This window comes from Brachyspira sp. G79 (genome assembly GCF_002379365.1).
Classification (GTDB): domain Bacteria; phylum Spirochaetota; class Brachyspiria; order Brachyspirales; family Brachyspiraceae; genus Brachyspira.
This window is the reverse complement of record NZ_JQIU01000008.1, coordinates 595668-616355: the sequence shown is the minus strand read 5'-3', so window position 1 is coordinate 616355 and position 20688 is coordinate 595668. Positions and strand designations below refer to the sequence as shown.

Sequence of the window (20688 nt, the reverse complement as noted above, 5' to 3'; positions counted from 1 at the left end):
CATGATACCATTATTAATAATGTAAAATAAATTTTCATATACTATTAATCGGCATTATTTTTTTATTATTTTGGTATTGAAGACAATAATCTAATAAAATCTCTGTCATTTGGGAATAATTTTAAAGCCTCTTCAGATATTGTATTAGCATTATTATATCTTCTTTCATTATACTCTGTAACCGCATAATTATAGTATGATACTTTTAAATTTCTTTTTAATACACTGGCATCATCACCTAAGTCAGATATTCCAATTTTGTATATTTGTATAGCATTAGGATAGTCCTTTTGGCTTAAATAAGAAGTACCTATTGTATTATAATAATGTATTCTATTATTTTTAGTCATAGAACTTGAAGGATCAAATACATATGCTTCTTCCAAAGTTTTATATGCAGCTTCATAATCATTTTTTTTAAGATAATCTAATGCCAATCTATTATAAGCATTAATTAGATTTTTATTGTATATTTCTGTATTAGGAGACAGATAATATGCTTTTTTTGCCATAACAAGCTGTTTTTCCAAATCTTTCTCTATTTTTTTTAATGATATAGAGTTAGGATAAAGTGTTGCTATTAATGTAAACACATCTACTTCGTTTCTGTCTCTATAATTACCTTGAGGAACAAAAGTAACTATTGTAGAATTTCCTGTATTTCTTATTTCTTTCTGACCTGGATTAAATCCTCTTGATATTGTTGTCTCTACGTCTATTTTTCCCTGTTCAGTGTATACTGTGCAGAAAGCATGACTTGATGTTAATACTCCTGTAACCTTAAATCCAAACTCACTATATAGTAAAGAATATAGTATACTTGAACTTAAACAGTTATATTCACCTTTATATATTAAATCTTGAAATAGAGTAGAGGTTTCAAAATATTTTTTTAATACACCGCTTGAATAAAGCCAGTTTAATAATCTTTTTCCAAAATCATAAGAACCTTCTTCGATATATTGAGAAAGATCTTTTTTAGCAAGATTTCTTATTTCATCTAATTTTCCTCTGTAAAATTTAAACTCTTCTTCATCAGTTATTCCAGAAGCTATTATAAATCCGTCATAATGAAGTTCTAAATCATTAGTTTCCCCATTATCAATTTTAGTAAAGAAATCGTATTCCAATTCTGTAAGTTCATTAGAATCAAACCTTATTTTATCAGAAGGTTTTGCATATATTATAGAATATGTAAGAATAAAAAAAAGTAAAATAGTTTTTATATAGTATTTCATTATAACCTCTATAAATATAAAAGTTATTATTCGCTTAAATTGTCAAGTTCATCTCTGTATTTTGCAGCATCTTCATATCTTTCTTCTTTTACTGCCTGATCTAATAATCTCTGCAGTTCTTCTTTATTTTTTTTGCTGTCTTTATTATTTGTATTAATATTATTATATTCTTCAGGTTCTTTTTTTGTAAATATATTTTCGCTGCTTGTTTCTTTAAGCTCTTCTTTGTCAAATCTTTGATATGTGAAAGGTATACTGTCTTTTACTTTCATAAGTGTGTCATTGTCTTCAAGCACAATACCAGCTTTATCTACAACATGCTCTTCTATAAATATTGGTGCTTTAGATTTTAGAGACAATGCTATTGCATCAGAAGGTCTGGAATCTATAAATATATTTTTACCATTATGTTCTATAACTAGTTTAGAAAAGAATGTGTCTATATGTACATTATCAATTATGACATTAATTAAACGTATACCGCAGTTTTGAAATATGCTGCTTACAATGTCATGAGTGAGAGGTCTTTCAATTTTGTATCCTATAAGGCTTGCCATTATAGACTGAGCTTCTAAATATGCTATTGATATAGGAACAACTTTATCAGACTTTTCTGGCTTTAATATTACAACAAAACCTTTATCAGTTATTGCTAAATTAAGTATTTTTGCTTCAACCACTTTTTAAACCTCTTTAATTTTATATACTACATATTTATTATAATATTAATATATATATATTATTTGTCAAGGTAAATTTTTTTTATTAATTTACTTGTAGATAATGAAAAATAGTATATTATAATTTTTACTATTTGTATTGAAATATAGTTTATTTATAGTTATAATTATTTGAAAAAATCTATAAATTTATAATATGGAAGCTATGGAAAAAAGAATATTTTTTATTTTTGCATTACTATTTGTTTTTGCATTCAATTTATTTACACAGACAGAAGATTTGCCTAAAACCCCTCCAGAAAATCCAGAAGTTATTCCAATAAGCGAGATTTATGAAGGAATGGAAGGTGTAGGCTATACGGTTATACATGGTACAAATGTAGAACCTTTTAAAGTAAGGGTATTATCTATATTAAAAAAAAGATGGCATAACAGCGATGCTATACTTATACAGTGCGAAGGGCTCAATCTTGATCATTCTGGAACAGTAGCAGGTATGAGCGGTTCTCCTATATATTTTGACGGAAAAATAGCAGGTGCTTTGGCTTTCGGCTGGAATTATGCTAAAGACCCTATAGCAGGTGTTACTCCTATAGAAGAAATGTATAAACTATATGAAGATACTAATGCTAAGTCGCCTGCTTTAGGTTTTGCTGATAATAATTCTCTTCAAACACCATTAATATTTTCTGGTATAAGCAGTAAGGCATTTGATGAATATTCTTCTTCATTCAAAAAAAGTGGATTTTATCCTATGCAGACTGGAGGATCTATTTCCGACACAAATCAGGCAACTAAATTTTTGTTTGGTGATTCTGTTGCTATAGTGTTGGCTGACGGAGATGTTTCTATGGCTGGTATTGGAACAGTTTCGCATACTGATAATGAAAAGTTTTTGCTTTTCGGGCATTCAATGTGGTCTAAGGGAAGATTAAGAGCTCCTGTTTCTAGGGCTTATATTAATCATATAGTAGCTTCAGTAGATTCTTCTTTCAAACTCGGTGCTGCTTATTCTAATTATTTGGGATATACTGTTTATGACGGAGTATTCGGAGTGTCTGGAGTGTATGGTGAAGTTCCAGAAAACACTATGGTGCCTGTAAAATTGGAAATAGAAGATCAAACTTTCCTCACAAGAGATTATAATTTTAGAGTATTAAATGATCCTACATATTTCTCTGATATACTTTCTATGGCTATATACAGTGCTATAAGTTCTACTGCAGGCGGTGAAGAAGAGGGGGTATTCAGCATAAGCTATGAAATAGAAACTGATTATTTTGAAGAGCCTTATAAAGTAAATGACAGAATATTAGCTTATTCTTCTACAGATGCATTCAAATCTGCCATAGAACAGTTAATATCTCCTATAGATTTCTTTATATACAATAATTTTAATAGAGTAGGTATAAAGTCTGTTAAATTATCAATTAAAAGAAATAATCTTGAATATGCTTTCTTAAATGATATAACTTTGGTAGAGCCTAGAGCTGTAGCAGGAGAAACTATACATTTGAGAGTAGGGCTTACACCTTATGGTAAAGAGAAACAGTACATAGATATACCAGTAAAACTTCCTGTTAATTTAAAAACAGATGTTTACAGTATTTATGCTGCTAATGAATATATTTATAATTATGCAGAACAGTTGTTTATGCCTAATAAATATGAAATAAGAAGTTTAGATGATGTTATGCGTATTTATGGAAAGAGTTATGATGATAGTTCTCTTAGAGTATGGCTTTATTCATCATCAAGAGGCGTACAGATAGGAAAAGACTTATATCCTACACTTCCGCCTTCCAAATATGGTATAATGGCAAAAAATGCAACTTCTGATAAGGCGGCTGTTATTACTGCTGTTGACGGAAAATATGAAATGCCATGTTCTACACTTGGATTAATTAAATTAGATATAATAATTGAAGGGGCTAGAAAATATGAAAATCGCTAAGATTATTTTTATACTGCAGTTTATACTAATATTAACTTCTGCTAATGTTTTTGCAGTTGTTACTAGGACATTGTCCAGTACAAAAAGAGGCTTTTACGACAATGGTATATATGACGGAGTTATGCTTACAGAACAGGGCAGTTTAACATTAGCCCCTGTTATAGAGCAAAACGGAGCTATTTCTGGAAAGGATATTTGGAAAATTTATCCTGCTAATGACGGAGGTATGTTTGCTGCCATAAGCGGAAGCGGTGCTGAACTATACAAAAGAGATGCAGCATCAACAAATTTTACTTCTTTTGCTTCAGAAAGTAAAGAAAGTGCTTTTACCGCTGTTATAAGCGACAGTCAGGGTAATGTATATGCTGCTGTAGGACCTTATGCTAAAATAATAAAGTATGATAGCAACGGCAATGAGCTTTGGAGAAAAACTTTAGATGATACATATATATGGGATATGAAGTTTGACAATAACGGAAATCTTTTTGCAGCTGCAGGCGGAAATAATGCCAGAGTAATAAAAATATCATCAAACGGCGAAATTAAAGAGATATTAAAAACCGAAGAACAGCATGCTATGTCATTATATTTTGACAGTAAAAATAATAAAATGTATGTTGGTACTGCTGGAAGAGGTTTGGTATTATGTATAGATTTATCTACAAACTTAGAAAATCCTTCATACACTGTAGTTTATGATACTGCTGAAAATGAAGTTTATGCTATTACTATGGATAATATAGGTAATTTATACTTCGGTACTGCTACAAGACAGCCTGCTTATTTAATACTTCCTTCTATTATAGACGGAGATAAAAGACCTGATGAAGCGGATAAAGAGTTTAGAAACTCTCTTTACAGAGCTGATACTAATGGAACAGTTCAAAGATTATTCTTCCTAAATCAGACATTAGTTTTGGCATTAAGCAGCGATAAAAACAATAATATATATTTTGTTACTGGAGATACTGCTGATATATATAAAATTAACGGAGATGACGGACTTTTATCATATATAGGCGGATTAAAAAATAAAATACTTTCTACATTTGCAGTTTCTGAAGACGGACTTTATTTTGCTATATCAAAAACAGGTGAGATATACAGAATAAAACATGGGTATCCTAATTATGGAAGTTTCACAAGCGATACATTGGATTTAAAACTTTTAAGCAAATTGGGAAGTTTTAATGCTATGAGTACAGTTCCTCAAGGCGGTAATATATCTGTTGAAGTTAGAACTGGAAATGCTGCTAGAGTTGATAAAAGCTGGAGTGATTTTATGCCTATTGATGCCAATGGTAAAGTAAATGCTCCAGAAGGCAGATTTATGCAGTTTAAGGTTACAATGGAGACTTCTGATACTGAAATGACTCCAGTATTAAATTCTATGGATTTTACATATGTTGAAAATAATTTAGCCCCTGAAGTATTAAACGGAGGACTTACTACAAGATATCGTCAGCAGAATGATTCTTCTGAAACAGCTAAAAGCCCTCAATTAGAAGAAAATGAATCTATGGTATATTGGAAAGGTTCTGACCCTAACGGTGATAAATTATCATATGATTTGGAATACCGATTAAAAGGTGAAAAAAATTATAGAAAATTAGCTTCCAATTTGGAAACATCATACTATAAATTTAATTCCTATTTAATGCCTTCTGGTATATATGACTTTAGAATAACAGCAAGCGATAAATATGATAATCCAGTAGGAGAGATAAAAACAAAAACTTTAGAAGTATTTAATGTTAAATATGATAATGATTCTCCAGAAATTTTTGATTTTAATGTTACTGGAACTGGAGCAGACAGAGTAGTTACATTTAGAGTAGAAGATAAATTATCATTCATTAAAACTGTGAGATATTCTACTATAACAGGAGAATGGAGATATATAGTTCCAAATGACGGATTATTAGATTCTATGAACGAAACATTTACTGTTAATATAGATGATGCTGAGGCTGGTTCTGTTACTATAGAGGTTATGGATACTGAAGGAAACACTAAATATTATTCATTTATTATATGATTTTAATTAATTATTAATGATATTTAATTGTAATAGGAGTAAATTTAATTATTTGCTCCTATTTTTTATTGTTATGATAATTTATTTTTAATGAGATAATTAATTATTGCATACTTGTTTCAAAATTACCTGACAAGATTATATATAAAATTTTAGCAGTTTATTTGACAAATTATAGTCGTTTAGGTATGTATTAATAGTCAAAAAAATTATTCATATCATTAAAAATCTCTCTCATACTAGCCTTTATCACTTTAGCATTAGGAAGAGATTGAATGAATTGAATGCCGTAATTTTTGGTATATAATCTTTTATCGAGAACAAATACAACTCCTCTGTCATCTTTGCTTCTTATAAGGCGTCCGAAACCCTGTTTAAACTTTATAACGGCAAATGGCAGAGCATAGTCCAAAAATGCATTTCCGCCGTTTTCTTCAATGTATCTGTATCTTCCTTCACTTATAGGGTCGGTTGGCACGGCAAATGGGAGTTTTGGTATAATAACTACTTCCAAATTTTTTCCTGCTACATCAACTCCTTCCCAGAAAGAATCTACTCCATAAAGCACATTATTTGAAGATGATTTAAACATATCAAGAAGAGTATGTCTATGTACTGATGCTGTTTGAGCCAAAGCATTTATATTTTTACTCTTTAATTTTTTAGCCGTGTTTTCATATACACTCATGAGCGATGAGAAAGATGTAAATAATATAAAAGCTCTTCCTCCAGTAATATCGCATACATCTAATAATACTTTTGATGTAAAGTCATTAAATGTATCTGAGGCAACATCTGGCATATCAGCTGCTATATAGAGCCTTGCATTATCCTCATAATTAAAAGGCGACTCCAAATATATTTCTATTTTTTTATTTTTTTCGATATAATCAAAACCTAGTCTATTTGAGAAAAAATTAAAACTTTTTGATACGGTTAAAGTAGCAGAGTACATTGCAACAGTGTCAAATCTTGAATATAGAAAATCATTTAAATTTTTTGCTACTGTTACAGGAGTTAAGTGCCAGTTCAGTATAAGACTTCCTTTTTTTGTGAGTCTTGTTTCTATCCATCTTATATATTCATCTTTTTTATAATCTATTACTGCGTTTAAAGATACTAATTGTCTTTTTAGTCTCTCTAAATATGCATTTGCCATTTGTGCTATTTCTTCATAATCAAAATCTTTTTCAATAGCTATATCAAAAAACTTTTTATATAATTTGTCGCAAATGTTTACAAGAGAAGTCATTGAAAGCACCATCTCTCTAAGAGGCTTTAATCCGTCATTTTTCCAATGATTAGTACTTACAAGTTCTGGGCTTATTCTGAATTTATAGCCTAATCCTTCTTTTGTCTGTATATTTTTATGGCAGTAATTCATAAACTCTTTTGTTTTATCTTCAGTAACATTTCTTACCCTTGAAGTTAAATCATGAGCTTTATTTATTAAATCTAGTATTTCATCATATTCATGCTTTTCAATTAATGATTTTTTTTCATTAAGCATATTATTAATACTTTCTATAATGCCAAGTCTTTTATTTTTCTTTATTCTTGAAATATAAAAAAGTGCCTTTGATATTCCGTTTTTACTTCCTTCATCTCCGAAGTAGCTTGAAGCAGAGTTTTCAAAATTATGTGCCTCATCTATTAAAACTTTTGTATATCTTGGAAGAAGGCTGTAACGTCCTGCTGTTTCTGCATATAAAGATAGATCTGCACACAGTATATGATGATTAACTATTAATAACTGAGCAGCATTTAACTGTTTACGCATTTTATAAAAATAACAGTCTTCTAAGTATTCGCATTTTCTATGAGTACATGTATCGGTATCGCATGCAACCATTTCCCATAATTCACCTTGAGGTTTGTATCCCAAATCTGTTATAGAGCCGTCTTTAGTTATATTAAGCCAATTATTAATATCTTCAAAAAATCTTACCTGTTCTTCAAAGTCAAGTCTGTCAGTATCGTTTAGAGCATCTTTAACTTTTTTTATGCATACATAATTGTTTCTGCCCTTAACCAAAGCGTATTTAACATTTGGAGCAATTCCTCCTATAATAGAAGGTATATCCTTTGATATAATCTGTTCTTGTAAATTTATAGTGTTTGTAGAAATTACTATTCTAGTTTTATTTTCTTTAAGCCATAATAAAGCAGGTACTAGGTATGCAAAAGATTTTCCTATTCCAGTACCAGCTTCGGATATTAAATGTTTATTATTATTAAATGATTCAATAGTAGCTTCAACGAGTTCTGTTTGTTCTTGTCTGTATTCGTACTTTTTTAATAATTTGCTTAATGTTCCGTTTTCTGTAAACATATATAAAGCGTCTGGTACATCTATAGTTTTTATATTTTCTGCTTTTATAGGCTTTACTACTTCATAATACTCATCAACATCATTATTAACTATATAAAAACCTACGCCTGCATTATTTCCAAGTTCGCTTGCTATTGCCAAATCTGGTCTTGAAGGCGTAAGCTGTCCAGACGGGTGATTATGAATTACAGCGTCAAACTCCAATGATAATGATATTATAGCAGGTACAGAGTCTTTGTTTCCTCTTGCCATAACCTCTATATAATCAAGTATTCCGTAGGCATTGAAATTTATTCCAAAATATACTTCATTACCGTAAGCATCTACTATTGCTTTTCTCATGTAGCTGATTGCGTTTGTAGAAAATACGCTGTCTATTTCTCTGTCATAATTATTACTCATATAGGTATAATAATATAGTATATATTGAAATCTTTGTCAATGATTTTTTAATTATAAAATCTAAATAATATCAGTATTCTTAGTTATATGCCAAACTTTCATTAGAAACTGTATTATTATAATTAGTTACATCAAATGTAAACATAGTTTTTACTTTTTCATTTGTCAAAGGAGAGTAAAAATTGTGTATGAGTTCATATCCTTTTTTAATGGCATTAGTATCATAAGCACTATAAACATAATTGCTTGATAGAGTAGGCATGCTAATATTCGGGTCTTCTTTTATAGGCTTCATTACTACTTCAAATCCGTTTTGTTTGAAGAAAGCATAATAAGTTGGAACATATGAAAAACTAATTTCTCTATTTTCATTTATATTTAATGAAACCACTGTACCTATATCGAGATAAGGATATCTTCCTTTATGATTTGCAATAAAGTTTCCAAGCGAATATATTATTATGCCGCTATGATTAGTACCTTCATATATTTCTGCAGGTCTTGGTACATGAGGGTGATGACCTACTATTATATCAACACCGTTTTCTATCAAGGCTCTTGCAGTTTTTATTGTTGCTTCTTCAGGAGCTGTTGTATATTCTAATCCAAAGTGAAGAGATATTATTTTTATTTCATTATTTGTAGCAAGTGCCAAATCAGATTTTACTTTTTCTATCAAATCTTCTTGTTTAGGATAAAAATTCATAAAGTAGAAATAATCATTTTTATTGGTTTTGTGGCTAAGTCCGTTATCAAGCATGGTATATGCAGATATAAAAAGAGGTATGTTATTAATATTTGTTATGACGGGTGCTATATTTGGAGAGTTAGTAGATCCTCCTAAAGTTAATTTATTATTTCTATGAAGTTCGGCTACAGTTTCAGCTTCAGCCTGAGCTCCTTGATCATAGGCATGATTATTGGCAATAGAAAATGTATTAAAATAGTTAAAGAAATATTTTAAATAATCTAAAGATCCATTAAACTCTGGATAAGGCATAGGAGGTTTATTTGTATTAACAACAAACTCTAAATTGGCAAAAACAATATCACCTTGAAAATAATCTTTTAAATCTATTAATACATCATTGCTTTGAAATGCATTCACTATAGTAGGGTGCGTCATTATATCACCAGTAAATACCAACTGAATACTTTTCGGAGGTTCTGGTATTTTTTGTTCTTTTTCTTTATCATTTGTTTTATCAGCACATGATAGTAAAGAAAATATTAATAATGTAGTTATGATTATTGTTTTTATCATAGTTTAGCCTAATTTTTATTTGTTTGTTTTTTATTATTATATATATTATTTATTATCTTATTCATTTACAATTTCTAAATCATTTTTTTCTATATCATGAACATCTTGAGTATCATTGTTTTCATTTGTTTCATTAGTATCACTGCTTCTTGTTGTGTATTTTAGAGGAGTGAACTCTATTTCTACTATCCTTCTGTCTTCAACTTTCATTATTCTTCCCCTATAGCCTTTTAATATAAAACGTTCATTGGTTTCAGGTATATGATCCAGCATATCGAGTACATATCCAGCTATGGTTTGATACTCTTCATGTTCCAATTTTAATTTTAAAGTTTTATTAACATCTTCTATAGAAGCATTTCCATTTATAATAATTCTTTTTCCCTTAAATCTTATAACATCAGCTTCTTTTTTATCGCTTTCATCTTCTATATCACCCATAATCTCTTCAATGATATCTTCCATAGTAACAAGTCCAGAAGTTCCGCCGTATTCATCGATTGTAATTACCATTTGAAGTTTCTTTTTCTGCATATCAGTAAATAAACTGCTTATAGTTTTAGTTTCAGGTACAAAGTATGGAAGCATTATATAGTCAATAGCTTTCTTTTTTAATTTACTTTTTTTAGAAGAACCTTTTACATATTCTTTAAATAATGCCCTTGTATGAAAAATTCCTATTATATGGTCAACAGTTTCTTCATATACTGGAAATCTTGATAGACCTGTTTCTACAGTAAGTCTTATAATTTCATCAACATCAGTTTCAGCCTCTATGCATACCATATCTACACGAGGAGTCATAATTTCTTCTACAGTCTTATTTCTAAAATCTATTACACCAGTTAAAAGTTCATGAGTGTACTCTTTTATTATACCTTCTTTATGTCCTAAATGAATTATAGTTGTAATGTCGTCCATACTTGATAATGCACTTCTTTTTTCTGTATTTCTTAATTTTTTTGGAACGAAGTAATTCATTATAAAAGTAGTTATTTTATCCATTAAAAAAGTTATAGGTTTAAATATAAAATGGCAGAATTTCATAAAGTAAAGAAGATAAGGCATCATCTTTTCAGCATTAACTCTCATAAGAACTTTAGGCAGTATCTCCCCAAATATAATAATAAGCACAGTTATTGTTGCAGTCGATATAGTAACCATAACATTTGCAGATATATGAGGCAATGCTTCAGCTAGCCTTATTGCAAATACAGTTATAATAGAACTTGCCGTAATATTTACAATATTGTTTCCTACTAATAGGGTAGGTATCATAGAGCTAGACTTTTCCCAGTATTTTTTATCTTCTTCTTTAATTTTTTTCTCTCTTACTAAACGCATTAATGTAACATCGTCAATAGATGTGTATGCTGTCTCACTTCCAGAAAATAAAGCTGAAAGCATTATAAGTATAATAATTGTCAATATTTCAAATAAATAAATTAATAGCATTTCCATAATTTTTAACCTTGTATATTTATATTCTTTTTCTTAATTCCTGCATAAAGTTTGTCCCAGGGTCTTTCTTGCTTGGATTAATATATTTTGTATTAAGTTCTTTGTATAGAGAATAATGCGGCAGTGTTTTATCTTTATATTCATAATGAGCTATAACATATTTAATGCTTTTATATTTATTTTTTAGGTATTTTATTAATTTAACATTTGACTCTAACTGCTCTTTTGTGAGTTTATCAGCATATCCTATATTTTCAATACTAATTGATGTATAATTAAATCCTACAGTATGTCTTGCTATATATTCGGTTGGCGTATTAGCATATATAGTACCGTCAAAATCTACCATAAAATGAGTACCAACATTTACCTCACCTCCAGCCTCTATGTCTGGTCTGCCATGAAGCATATCATTTTGAAAAATATTTGCAGTAATTTTTAGATTTGGTGTCTCGGCAGAATGAACAACAATTATTTGTGGATTTTTCAAATATATTAAAGGCTCTCCGTAATGTACTTTTGTATATTCAGATAATAATTTTAGCCTAAGTGAGCTAGGAGTTATTTTATAATCATTGTTAATAATTAACTCTTGAGTATTTGTTTTTGCATTATAATCATTAGTATATATTACACTTTGCTTTATAGTATTATTGCATGACAATATACATATTATGATAAATATACCGATTATATTTTTTAGCATTTAATTATCAATTAGGCGTCCATAGCAATATTAACACTTACAAATCCTAATGAAGATTGGAATGGTATAATGATAGTTTGTAAGTTTTTAGGTATTATTTGTATTTCTTTACCAAAATAAAGTATAGGAGGAGTTATATCGCAGCTAATGCCTTCTTCTGCCAATTTAGTTATAGCAAGACCGCTTATAGTGTTTCCCATCTCATTAATAACACTTCTCATCATATCTTCAAAATCATCTTCAGAGTCATATTCTCCGCGTTTTTTATCAGTAAGATTTTCAGTTAGAAGCTGTGAAAAGTTTTCTGGAAATTCATATAAAACCTGTCCATTAACATCACCCACAATTCCTATAGCAACACCGTAGCCAGAGAAAAGTTTACGCCCCTGACCTTTTACAAGTGTACCCTTTTCCATAGTAAGACCTGCCATTTCTTTGAATATTGATACTAATGATACTATGAATGGATTGATAAATCTTACATCCATAAATTTGATAGGAGTTGTAGCCATGTTTACTTCCTTAATTTTTTATTTCTTTATAATTAATAATAACATGATTAATTATAACATAGTTAATTTTTATTTCAATAACAATAACAAAAATAACCAATACTTAGATTATATTATTATAAACTTAAATTGTCAAATTTAAGAATTAAAAAAATACTATTTATTTATGATAATTATGTATACTTAAAAACATTATTTTTTCAATATACCAATTAATAAGTTATTAATATTATACACATAAATTATTTATATTATTAAACAAACAATAATAAATTTTATAATAAATATACCGTAAATATTTATAGTAAAAATATAAAAACTATTTATATATTTTTTATGAATTTAACTTGATATTTAACTTAAATGATATAGAATAGGACAAGTAAATAGGGGTTTAATATGTCATTTGTTCACTTGCATGTACATACACAATATTCAATACTTGACGGAGCTTCACGTATAAAATCTCTTTATTCTAAGAAAGATAAAAAGAAAAGGCTTATACCAGGTTTGATAGACAGGGCTGTAGAGCTTGAAATGCCTGCTATAGCTATAACTGACCATGGTAACATGTTTGGAGTTATGGAGTTTTTCTCTGAAGCTAAGGATAAAGGTATTATACCAGTAATAGGCTGCGAGCTTTATGTAGCCCCTAAAACTAGATTCGATAAAAAAATAGAAAACTCCGAAGAAAAAAGTGCTATGCATCTTATTCTTCTTGCTAAAGATAAAGAAGGATATGATAATTTATGCAAACTTGTAACTTTTGGATATACTGAAGGTTTTTATTATCGTCCTAGAGTTGACCATGAACTTATAGAAAAATATAATAAGGGATTAATTTGTTTATCTGCTTGTATGGGCGGAGAAATACCCATTGCTATAAGAAAAAAAGATTATAAACAGGCGTCAAAACTAGCTGAATATTATAAATCTATTTTCGGAAATGATTTTTATATAGAGCTTCAAGATCATAATATCCCTGAAGAAAAATCATTAAACAGTGCATTATATAAATTGGCCAATCATCATAATATAGAAATGGTTGTAACTAATGATGTTCATTATGTATTAAAAGAAGATGCTAAAGCTCATGAGATACTTCTTGCCATACAGACAAAGGCAACTTTAGATTCTCCAAGAAGATACAAGTTTCCAAGCAATGAGTTTCATTTAAAAAGTAAAGAAGAGATGATGAAGTCATTTGCAAAACTGCCTAAAGCATTTGAAAACACTGTTAAAATAGCAGAGCAATGCAGAGATTTGAATATAATGACTAAAACCTATTATATGCCTAATTATGAACTTCCAAACGGTGAGACAGAAACTACAGCACTTAGAAATATGTGCATGGAAGGTCTTAATAAACATTATAACAATAATATTCCTAAAGAGGCTATGGAAAGGCTTGAAATGGAATTGGGCGTTATATCTAAAATGGGTTTTGAAGGATATTTCCTTGTAGTTCAGGATTTCATCAACTATGCTAGAAATCATGATGTTGCTGTGGGACCGGGCAGGGGAAGTGCTGCGGGATCAATAGTTGCTTTTGCTACTGGAATTACTAAAGTTAATCCGCTTGATTATAATTTGCTTTTTGAAAGATTTTTAAACCCTGAAAGAAAGAGTATGCCCGATATAGACGTTGACTTCCAAGATGATAAAAGAGAAGTAATAATAGATTATGTAAAAGAAAAATACGGTAAAGACAATGTCGCTCAGATTGCTACATTCGGTGCTTTGGGCGGACGTTCTGTTATAAGAGATGTTTGCCGTGTTATGGGGATAGATTTAGCTACTGCTGACAGACTTGCAAAAGGTATACCTAATGATGTAAGCAGAGTAGTTGACATATATGATCACCCAGATTGTGCAGAGTTTAGAAAAGAGGTAGATAATAACAGAGAATTAAAAAATATGTATGAGATATCTACAAGACTTGACGGTTTAGTTAGGAATGTAGGTTTACATGCTGCTGGGGTTATTATATCTTCGCACCCTATAATGGATTTAGCACCAGTATATCAGGATTCTAAAACAGGTACTAGGGCTTGTCAGTATGAGATGACTTATGTTGAGAGTGCTGGTCTTATAAAAATGGACTTTTTAGGTATTAAAAACTTAAGACTTATAAAAGATGCTATAAAAGATATAAAAGAAAGATATGGCATTGAAATAGATATTGATAAAATTCCTTTAGATGATGAAGCTGTTTATGATATATTTAGAAAAGCTGATACTGGAGGAGTTTTTCAGTTTGAAAGTCCGGGTATGCGTCAGATGCTTATTAATATACAGCCTACAGGTTTTGACGATTTGGTTTCCAGCGTTGCATTATACCGCCCTGGTCCTTTAAACTCTGGTATGGATAAAGATTATGCCGACAGAAAAAATAAAAGAAAAGAGATTGTATACAAACACCCAGATTTGGAGCCTATACTTAAAGAAAGTCAGGGAGTATTAATATATCAGGAACAGATTATGGCAATAAGCCGAGTTATAGGAGGGTTTACTGCTGCTGAAGCTGATGATTTAAGAAAGGCTATGGGTAAAAAGATCGTAGAGAAAATGAACTCTATGGAAGAGAAATTCATTAACGGCGGTCTTGAAAGAGGTTATGATAAAGAGTTATTAACTTATTTATTTGACACAATGAAAGGTTTTGCCGAATATGGTTTTAATAAATCGCACTCTGTTTGCTATGCTTTAATTGCCTATCAGGAAGCATACATTAAAGCACATTATCCTATGGAATATTATGTGGCACTTCTTAATACTGTTATAGCTGATACTGATAAAATATCATTATATCTTAATGAAGTTAAACAAAAAAACATAGATATAGTTACAGCAAGCGTTTTTGAAAGCAATGCATTATTCTCTCAAAAAAACGGAAAGATAGTTTATGCCTTGCATGCTGTTAAAGGTGTTGGTCTTCATGCTGCTTTGGCTATTGAAGAAGAGAGAGAAAAAAACGGACAATTTAAAAACTTAGAAGATTTTGTTAAACGTGTTGATGTTCATTTGGTTAATAGAAAAGTTTATGAAACATTAATTAAATGTGGTGCTTTCTCCGAGTTCGGACATACTGAAAGTGCTTTGCTTACTTCGCTTGATGCAATACTAGCCCATGCTTCCAATTATCAAAAAGAAACTTTATCAGGTCAGACTATGCTTTTTGATTCTATGTCTGAAGATGACAGCGGAAGTGCTTCACTTGTTATAGAAAAACAAGTTGAATATGCTTCTAATATTTTAATGGAAAATGAAAAAGAAGTTTTGGGCTTTTCTTTAAGATATCATCCTTTTGCAAGATATATTAGTAAAATTGATTATAAATATTTTAATAATACTTTGGATATTGATAATTTAAAAGATAAAGATGAGTTTTTACTTCCTTGTGTAGTTATGTCTGTAACAGAATCAACTACAAAGAAAAATACTCCTATGCTTACATTAAAAGTGATAGATTTATTTACTGAGTATGTATTTTATATTACAGCAAAAAATCAAATAGATAAATATAAAGATATACTCTCTGAACAGGTTGGAATATTGATAAAAGGACGCAGAGAAAAAAATAGATTCTCTGATAAAATATATAATAATATTTCAGACATAAAATTATTAGATAGTTATTTAAATGATAAAAATCTCAAACTCAAAGAAGTTAAAAGAGATAATATAAAAAGAGATAGTGTATCTGAAGTAATTTCTGATAGTAGAAATGATAACAAAGCAGTTCAGATAAATAAAAATGATTCACCATTTAAAAATACTTTTAATAAAGAGAATGATATTAAACGCTCTGATAATGTTGTTTCTAATGCAGCATTTACAAGCAGACCTAATAACAGTATAGCAGTTAAACATACTAACAGCGGTAAAAAGCAATTGGCTCTTTATGTTAATAAAAATATATTTGATGATATGGATTTGTTATGTCTTCAAAATGCTATATCTTCAAATCCGGGGGATTATACTATATTCTTAAAGTTAAAATCTGAAAGCGGCACTGAAGTATTTAAAATAGGTGAAAATTACAAAGTTGATCCTAATCAGAGATTTTTGAATGAAGCTAAAAGTGCATTAAGATCATTAATAGAAATTGAATATGCTTAAAAAATATTAGACTTGTTTCAAAAGTAATTGACAAACAATTTTATGAGTTTATGATTTTATGCTAAATTAAATAATATTAATTATGATTTAATTAGATATTTTACATGTTGTATAAATTGTATGTTTAAGCTAAAAAATGCAGTTCTTTTGGTTCTTTTATACCAATAAAAGAACTGGGGTTTTGCGAAGCACACAGCGTGGTGGGCAAAGCCCCAACTATAATTTAAAAATATTAAATAAAAATTATAAATATTAATAAATTTAGTTTTGAAACAAGTCTATTTATAATTTTTATAGATTTTATGAATACAAAAAAGACTGCTAATTTTATCAATTAACAGTCTTTTCTTATTTGGAATACTTAAATATTATTTTCTTTTGTCGTCTACTAAGCCCATTAATTTTCTTACATCATATAAAGTTTTTTCTGCTACCTCTGAAGCTTTTTTAGCTCCTTCTTTTAATACATCATAAACATAATCTTTATCATTAGAGTATTTATTAATATTTTCTCTAATAGGCGCTAATTCTTTATTGATATTTCTAGCAAGCATTTTTTTGCATTGTACGCAGCCCATAGAAGCATTTTTACATCCTTCGCATACTTCCTTTTGCTCTTCTTCAGTTGAAAATATTTTATGATAGCTGTAAACATTACATATATCAGGATTACCAGCATCAGTTTTGAGTTTTCTATTTGTATCAGTCATAGCCTTCTGCATTATTAATTTTTCAGTTTCTTCGTCAGTTAAAGACAATGCTATATGATTATTTAAAGATTTACTCATTTTATTCTGACCGTCTAAACCTAATATTCTTAAAACCTTACCATGGTAAGTATCTGGTTCTTTAAAATATTCTCCATATCTGTTATTAAACTTTCTTACTATCATTCTAGTAAGTTCAACATGCTGTTCTTGGTCTTCTCCTACAGGTACGATATCAGGGTGATAAAGCAAAATATCAGCAGCCATCAAAGAAGGGTAGGTAAGAAGTGCGGCGTTAATATTTTCTGCATTTTTTCTTGATTTATCTTTATACTGCGTCATTCTTTCTAGTTCGGCAACTGGTATAATAGAGTTAAATATCCAAGCAAGTTCAGTATGAGCTCTTACATCAGATTGTACAAATATAGAACATTTTTTAGGGTCAAGTCCGCATGCCAAATATTGTACTGCAGCATCCATTATTCTTTTTTGCATTTGAGTAACATCATATTCTATAGTAATAGCATGATAATCAACTATACAAAAAAATCCGTAATATTCATCAAGTATATTAACCCAATTTTTCAAAGCACCAAGATAATTACCTATATGAAGTGAACCAGTAGGCTGTATTCCGCTTAACATAACTTTCATAGTATAACTCCATTTAATTTATTTCTAATAAAAACTGTTAAATTATTAAAGGCTTACAATTTTTATTATTATACATTTTATTCAGCCTTAATATTGGCAATTAAAAAACCTTCTTCATTAGTTTTTAAATCGCTTAAGCTGATATATAAAATTCTCTTATCCTCTGTTTCTATTAATAATTTTTTATTTAAAGGATTAAGGTCTTTTATTACAGCAGGTACGCTATTAAATACCAATTTAGTTCCAACTTTAGGCAGATCCTTTTTTAACGAACAATAAGCCTGATATTCATGTCCCAAGCAGCACATTAATCTTCCGCATTGTCCTGATATTTTCATTGTATTTAAAAGCATTCCTTGTTCTTTAGCCATTTTTATTGTTATAGTTTCAAATTTTCCTCTTATTACTTTGCAACATAATTCTCTTCCGCATATTCCGCATCCGCCTATGGATCTTGCTTCATCCCTTACACCTATTTGTCTTAATTCTATTCTTGTCTTAAAATGTGCCGCTAAATCTTTTACTAATTCTCTAAAGTCTATTCTCTCCTCAGCGATAAACTCAAATAAAAGTTTTGCTCTGTCTAAAAAATAATAAGAACTTATTAATTTTAAATCCAAATTATGATTATTAACTTTCTCTTTACATATTTTAAATGCCTCTGCTGCATCTTCTGTATTTATTCTATGCTGTTCTAAATCCTTTTCATCAGCTATTCTAAGTATATTAAATATTTTATTTTTATTATTTTTAGGTTTTACATTATGGTTTTCTTCTGCAGCTACAATATCTTTGAGTTCTTCTGATAATTCTTCATCAGCAGATATATTATCATCATGTGAAGATTCATCATCATGTGTTTCATTATTTACTGTGTTTTCATTATTATCATTTTCTAGTGAATCTACATCAATATCTTCAAAGTTCAATACATGACCTATTTCTATACCTTCATCTGTTTCTATAACACAGGCATCTTTTACCTTAATATTTTCTATATGTAAATGTTCAAATTTTCCTATATTAGAACCCCTAAATTTTATATGGGCTATATTTTTTATCATTAATACTCACTCCGAATTAAATAAAAATATTAAATTTATAGATATTATATTTTATTTTTAAGTTGATATAATTGCAAGTATTATTTTTTGATATACTATAAAAAAATATAAAAATCATTGATAAATATTTTATATAGTATATCATATATATTTTAGCAGAGTATTTAAGCAGTTTGTTATGAGGTTATTTTTATCTTTTACATTATTATTTTTTATTATTTCTTGTGCAAGTACACCAGAAATTTATTTAAAAACTAATAATGCCTACTATTGGAAAGAACTTATAAAAAATAAAGTAGCCTCTGATGATTATCAAAATATATACCGATTTGATGAAAAAGCTAATATGACACTTACAGTATACGGTTATAAATCAAAAATTAAATACACATTATTTTTGATGAAAGAACATAATCAGGCATTCTATTATAAAAACTTTACTCTTAAAAATTATATCGTAGAGAGTCTGCCTTCATTTAATTTGTATAAAGACGCTGTTACAAAGAATGATTATTCAATATTGTATCTTGATTATTCATATTACTTTTCTAAAAACTTCCCAGACAGAAGTATTTATCTGCCTATAGGTTTGATGATAGAAGATAATAATTTGTATATAACAAAATCATATGATGCTGGTTATATGGACAGACTATCGCATTGGCTTAGGAAAAACGGATACGGCAGAGGCAAAGAATGGATCCCAGCTGTAAATGCCGATTGGGAAAGTTATCCAGTACCTACAGAGCATGAAATTGATTGGGAAAAGATCGAGCTTGTAGGCGTGCTGTTTTAATCAAATAATTCTGTAAGCCTAAAATCCCAAATCATTAAAATAAGTAAAGTGTAAATAAATCTTTCTGAAACTTTAGTATTATTTTCATTAGAGAATTGTATATTTATTTTAACTTTATCTTTATAATCAATATCATTATTGGCATTTATTTTTATTTCAAAATAATCGTTATTATCTAGTTTTAAATTATAACTTTCAACAGCACCATATTCTAAATAACTAGGAGTCATTGAATATCTGGCACCGAATGCCTTAAAAGTACCGTAAGATATTTCTATGTTTTGTAATTTGTTTATTTCATTTTCTAAATTATTTTTATCTAATTTTATTATACTTAGTTGCTGTATAGGCTGTATTAATTCATAATCTTCTAATTGTTTTCTCCATTGATTTATAGTTTCATCATCCATTTCTATAGGGCTAGCTAAACTTATAAAACTATTTTCATCAATATTTATCTCTTCATCTTCGCAGTTTGAATAGCTACCGTCATTAGAGTATCTAAATGTTGTTAAAAACAGATTATCTTTATCATACAAATTCCAAATGAGTGAAGAAGAAAATTTATTCATTAAAGGATTATCAATAAATATTTCTTTAAAAAGACTATAATTATATTTTTTCTCATACATTAATGATTTAGTTAATCTTAGAGAAAGTTTTTTTTACCACTTTTGGAATTTCATTTTTGATATATTTTATTTCTTCTTTTGTGTTATTATCAAAATTTTTGGGTACTGCCTTTAATACCTTATTAT

At 28.9% G+C, this 20688-nt stretch carries 13 protein-coding genes and 1 pseudogene; 4 read left to right on the top strand and 10 right to left on the bottom strand.

Annotation, left to right across the window (positions count from 1 at the left end):
• Positions 1 to 65 precede the first annotated feature (65 nt).
• Together KQ44_RS04130 and KQ44_RS04125 are read right to left on the bottom strand one after the other, a co-directional pair.
• Positions 66 to 1238 carry a hypothetical protein gene (locus tag KQ44_RS04130; RefSeq protein ID WP_096736351.1) on the bottom strand — a complete coding sequence of 391 codons (1173 nt, stop codon included), beginning with the start codon at positions 1236 to 1238 and terminating at the stop codon, positions 66 to 68.
• A gap of 26 nt (positions 1239 to 1264) precedes the next feature.
• On the bottom strand, positions 1265 to 1918 hold the full coding sequence (locus KQ44_RS04125) for a bifunctional nuclease family protein (protein WP_096736350.1): 654 nt from the start codon (positions 1916 to 1918) through the stop codon (positions 1265 to 1267).
• A gap of 196 nt (positions 1919 to 2114) precedes the next feature.
• On the opposite strand from KQ44_RS04125, the gene KQ44_RS04120 reads away from it, so the two are divergent.
• Positions 2115 to 3872 (top strand): SpoIVB peptidase S55 domain-containing protein, encoded by a 1758-nt coding sequence (locus KQ44_RS04120; RefSeq protein ID WP_096736349.1) that lies wholly within the window; start codon positions 2115 to 2117, stop codon positions 3870 to 3872.
• Positions 3859 to 5910, top strand: a complete 2052-nt coding sequence (locus KQ44_RS04115; protein ID WP_096736348.1) for a sugar-binding protein — start codon at positions 3859 to 3861, stop codon at positions 5908 to 5910. Before KQ44_RS04120 ends, KQ44_RS04115 begins: the two co-directional genes overlap by 14 nt.
• 193 nt (positions 5911 to 6103) lie before the next feature.
• On the opposite strand, the gene KQ44_RS04110 is transcribed toward KQ44_RS04115, so the two are convergent.
• From KQ44_RS04110 to KQ44_RS04090, 5 genes are all read right to left on the bottom strand, one after another.
• The gene (locus KQ44_RS04110) at positions 6104 to 8644 is read right to left on the bottom strand and encodes a helicase C-terminal domain-containing protein (RefSeq protein ID WP_096736347.1); all 2541 of its coding nucleotides are present in this window, start codon (positions 8642 to 8644) and stop codon (positions 6104 to 6106) included.
• 79 nt (positions 8645 to 8723) lie between these two features.
• Complete coding sequence (locus tag KQ44_RS04105; protein ID WP_096736346.1) at positions 8724 to 9908, bottom strand: CapA family protein; 1185 nt, start codon at positions 9906 to 9908, stop codon at positions 8724 to 8726.
• Between the two features lie 57 nt (positions 9909 to 9965).
• Positions 9966 to 11369 (bottom strand): hemolysin family protein, encoded by a 1404-nt coding sequence (locus KQ44_RS04100; protein WP_096736345.1) that lies wholly within the window; start codon positions 11367 to 11369, stop codon positions 9966 to 9968.
• Positions 11370 to 11388: 19 nt separating this feature from the next.
• On the bottom strand, positions 11389 to 12075 hold the full coding sequence (locus tag KQ44_RS04095; RefSeq protein ID WP_096736344.1) for a peptidoglycan recognition family protein: 687 nt from the start codon (positions 12073 to 12075) through the stop codon (positions 11389 to 11391).
• 11 nt (positions 12076 to 12086) lie between these two features.
• Positions 12087 to 12587 (bottom strand): chemotaxis protein CheX, encoded by a 501-nt coding sequence (locus tag KQ44_RS04090; RefSeq protein ID WP_008726787.1) that lies wholly within the window; start codon positions 12585 to 12587, stop codon positions 12087 to 12089.
• Between the two features lie 399 nt (positions 12588 to 12986).
• On the opposite strand from KQ44_RS04090, the gene dnaE reads away from it, so the two are divergent.
• Positions 12987 to 16709: a DNA polymerase III subunit alpha gene (gene dnaE / locus KQ44_RS04085; protein ID WP_096736343.1), complete on the top strand. Its 3723-nt coding sequence runs from the start codon at positions 12987 to 12989 to the stop codon at positions 16707 to 16709.
• Between the two features lie 368 nt (positions 16710 to 17077).
• Here the strand turns inward: dnaE and trpS are convergent, their stop codons facing one another.
• Entirely contained in the window at positions 17078 to 18070 is a 993-nt protein-coding gene (gene trpS, locus KQ44_RS04080; protein WP_096736342.1) for a tryptophan--tRNA ligase, read from the bottom strand.
• Positions 18071 to 18147: 77 nt separating this feature from the next.
• Complete coding sequence (gene ricT, locus KQ44_RS04075) at positions 18148 to 19134, bottom strand: regulatory iron-sulfur-containing complex subunit RicT (protein WP_096736341.1); 987 nt, start codon at positions 19132 to 19134, stop codon at positions 18148 to 18150.
• Positions 19135 to 19312: 178 nt separating this feature from the next.
• Here ricT and KQ44_RS04070 point away from each other — a divergent pair, with 178 nt between their 5' ends.
• Positions 19313 to 19930, top strand: coding sequence for a hypothetical protein (locus tag KQ44_RS04070; RefSeq protein WP_096736340.1), 618 nt, complete (start codon positions 19313 to 19315; stop codon positions 19928 to 19930).
• Here the strand turns inward: KQ44_RS04070 and KQ44_RS04065 are convergent.
• Positions 19927 to 20688, bottom strand: a pseudogene (locus tag KQ44_RS04065) (DUF4132 domain-containing protein); the annotation flags it as partial. The gene KQ44_RS04070 and the pseudogene KQ44_RS04065 sit on opposite strands and share 4 nt — an antisense overlap.

Excerpts from the sequence above, each read along its gene's own strand:
- KQ44_RS04130 (WP_096736351.1), bottom strand. The coding sequence starts at position 1,238 with ATGAAATACTATATAAAAACTATTTTACTTTTTTTTATTCTTACATAT.
- KQ44_RS04120 (WP_096736349.1), top strand. The coding sequence starts at position 2,115 with ATGGAAGCTATGGAAAAAAGAATATTTTTTATTTTTGCATTACTATTT.
- KQ44_RS04115 (WP_096736348.1), top strand. The coding sequence starts at position 3,859 with ATGAAAATCGCTAAGATTATTTTTATACTGCAGTTTATACTAATATTA.
- KQ44_RS04110 (WP_096736347.1), bottom strand. The coding sequence starts at position 8,644 with ATGAGTAATAATTATGACAGAGAAATAGACAGCGTATTTTCTACAAAC.
- KQ44_RS04105 (WP_096736346.1), bottom strand. The coding sequence starts at position 9,908 with ATGATAAAAACAATAATCATAACTACATTATTAATATTTTCTTTACTA.
- KQ44_RS04100 (WP_096736345.1), bottom strand. The coding sequence starts at position 11,369 with ATGGAAATGCTATTAATTTATTTATTTGAAATATTGACAATTATTATA.
- KQ44_RS04095 (WP_096736344.1), bottom strand. The coding sequence starts at position 12,075 with ATGCTAAAAAATATAATCGGTATATTTATCATAATATGTATATTGTCA.
- KQ44_RS04090 (WP_008726787.1), bottom strand. The coding sequence starts at position 12,587 with ATGGCTACAACTCCTATCAAATTTATGGATGTAAGATTTATCAATCCA.
- dnaE (WP_096736343.1), top strand. The coding sequence starts at position 12,987 with ATGTCATTTGTTCACTTGCATGTACATACACAATATTCAATACTTGAC.
- trpS (WP_096736342.1), bottom strand. The coding sequence starts at position 18,070 with ATGAAAGTTATGTTAAGCGGAATACAGCCTACTGGTTCACTTCATATA.
- ricT (WP_096736341.1), bottom strand. The coding sequence starts at position 19,134 with ATGATAAAAAATATAGCCCATATAAAATTTAGGGGTTCTAATATAGGA.
- KQ44_RS04070 (WP_096736340.1), top strand. The coding sequence starts at position 19,313 with ATGAGGTTATTTTTATCTTTTACATTATTATTTTTTATTATTTCTTGT.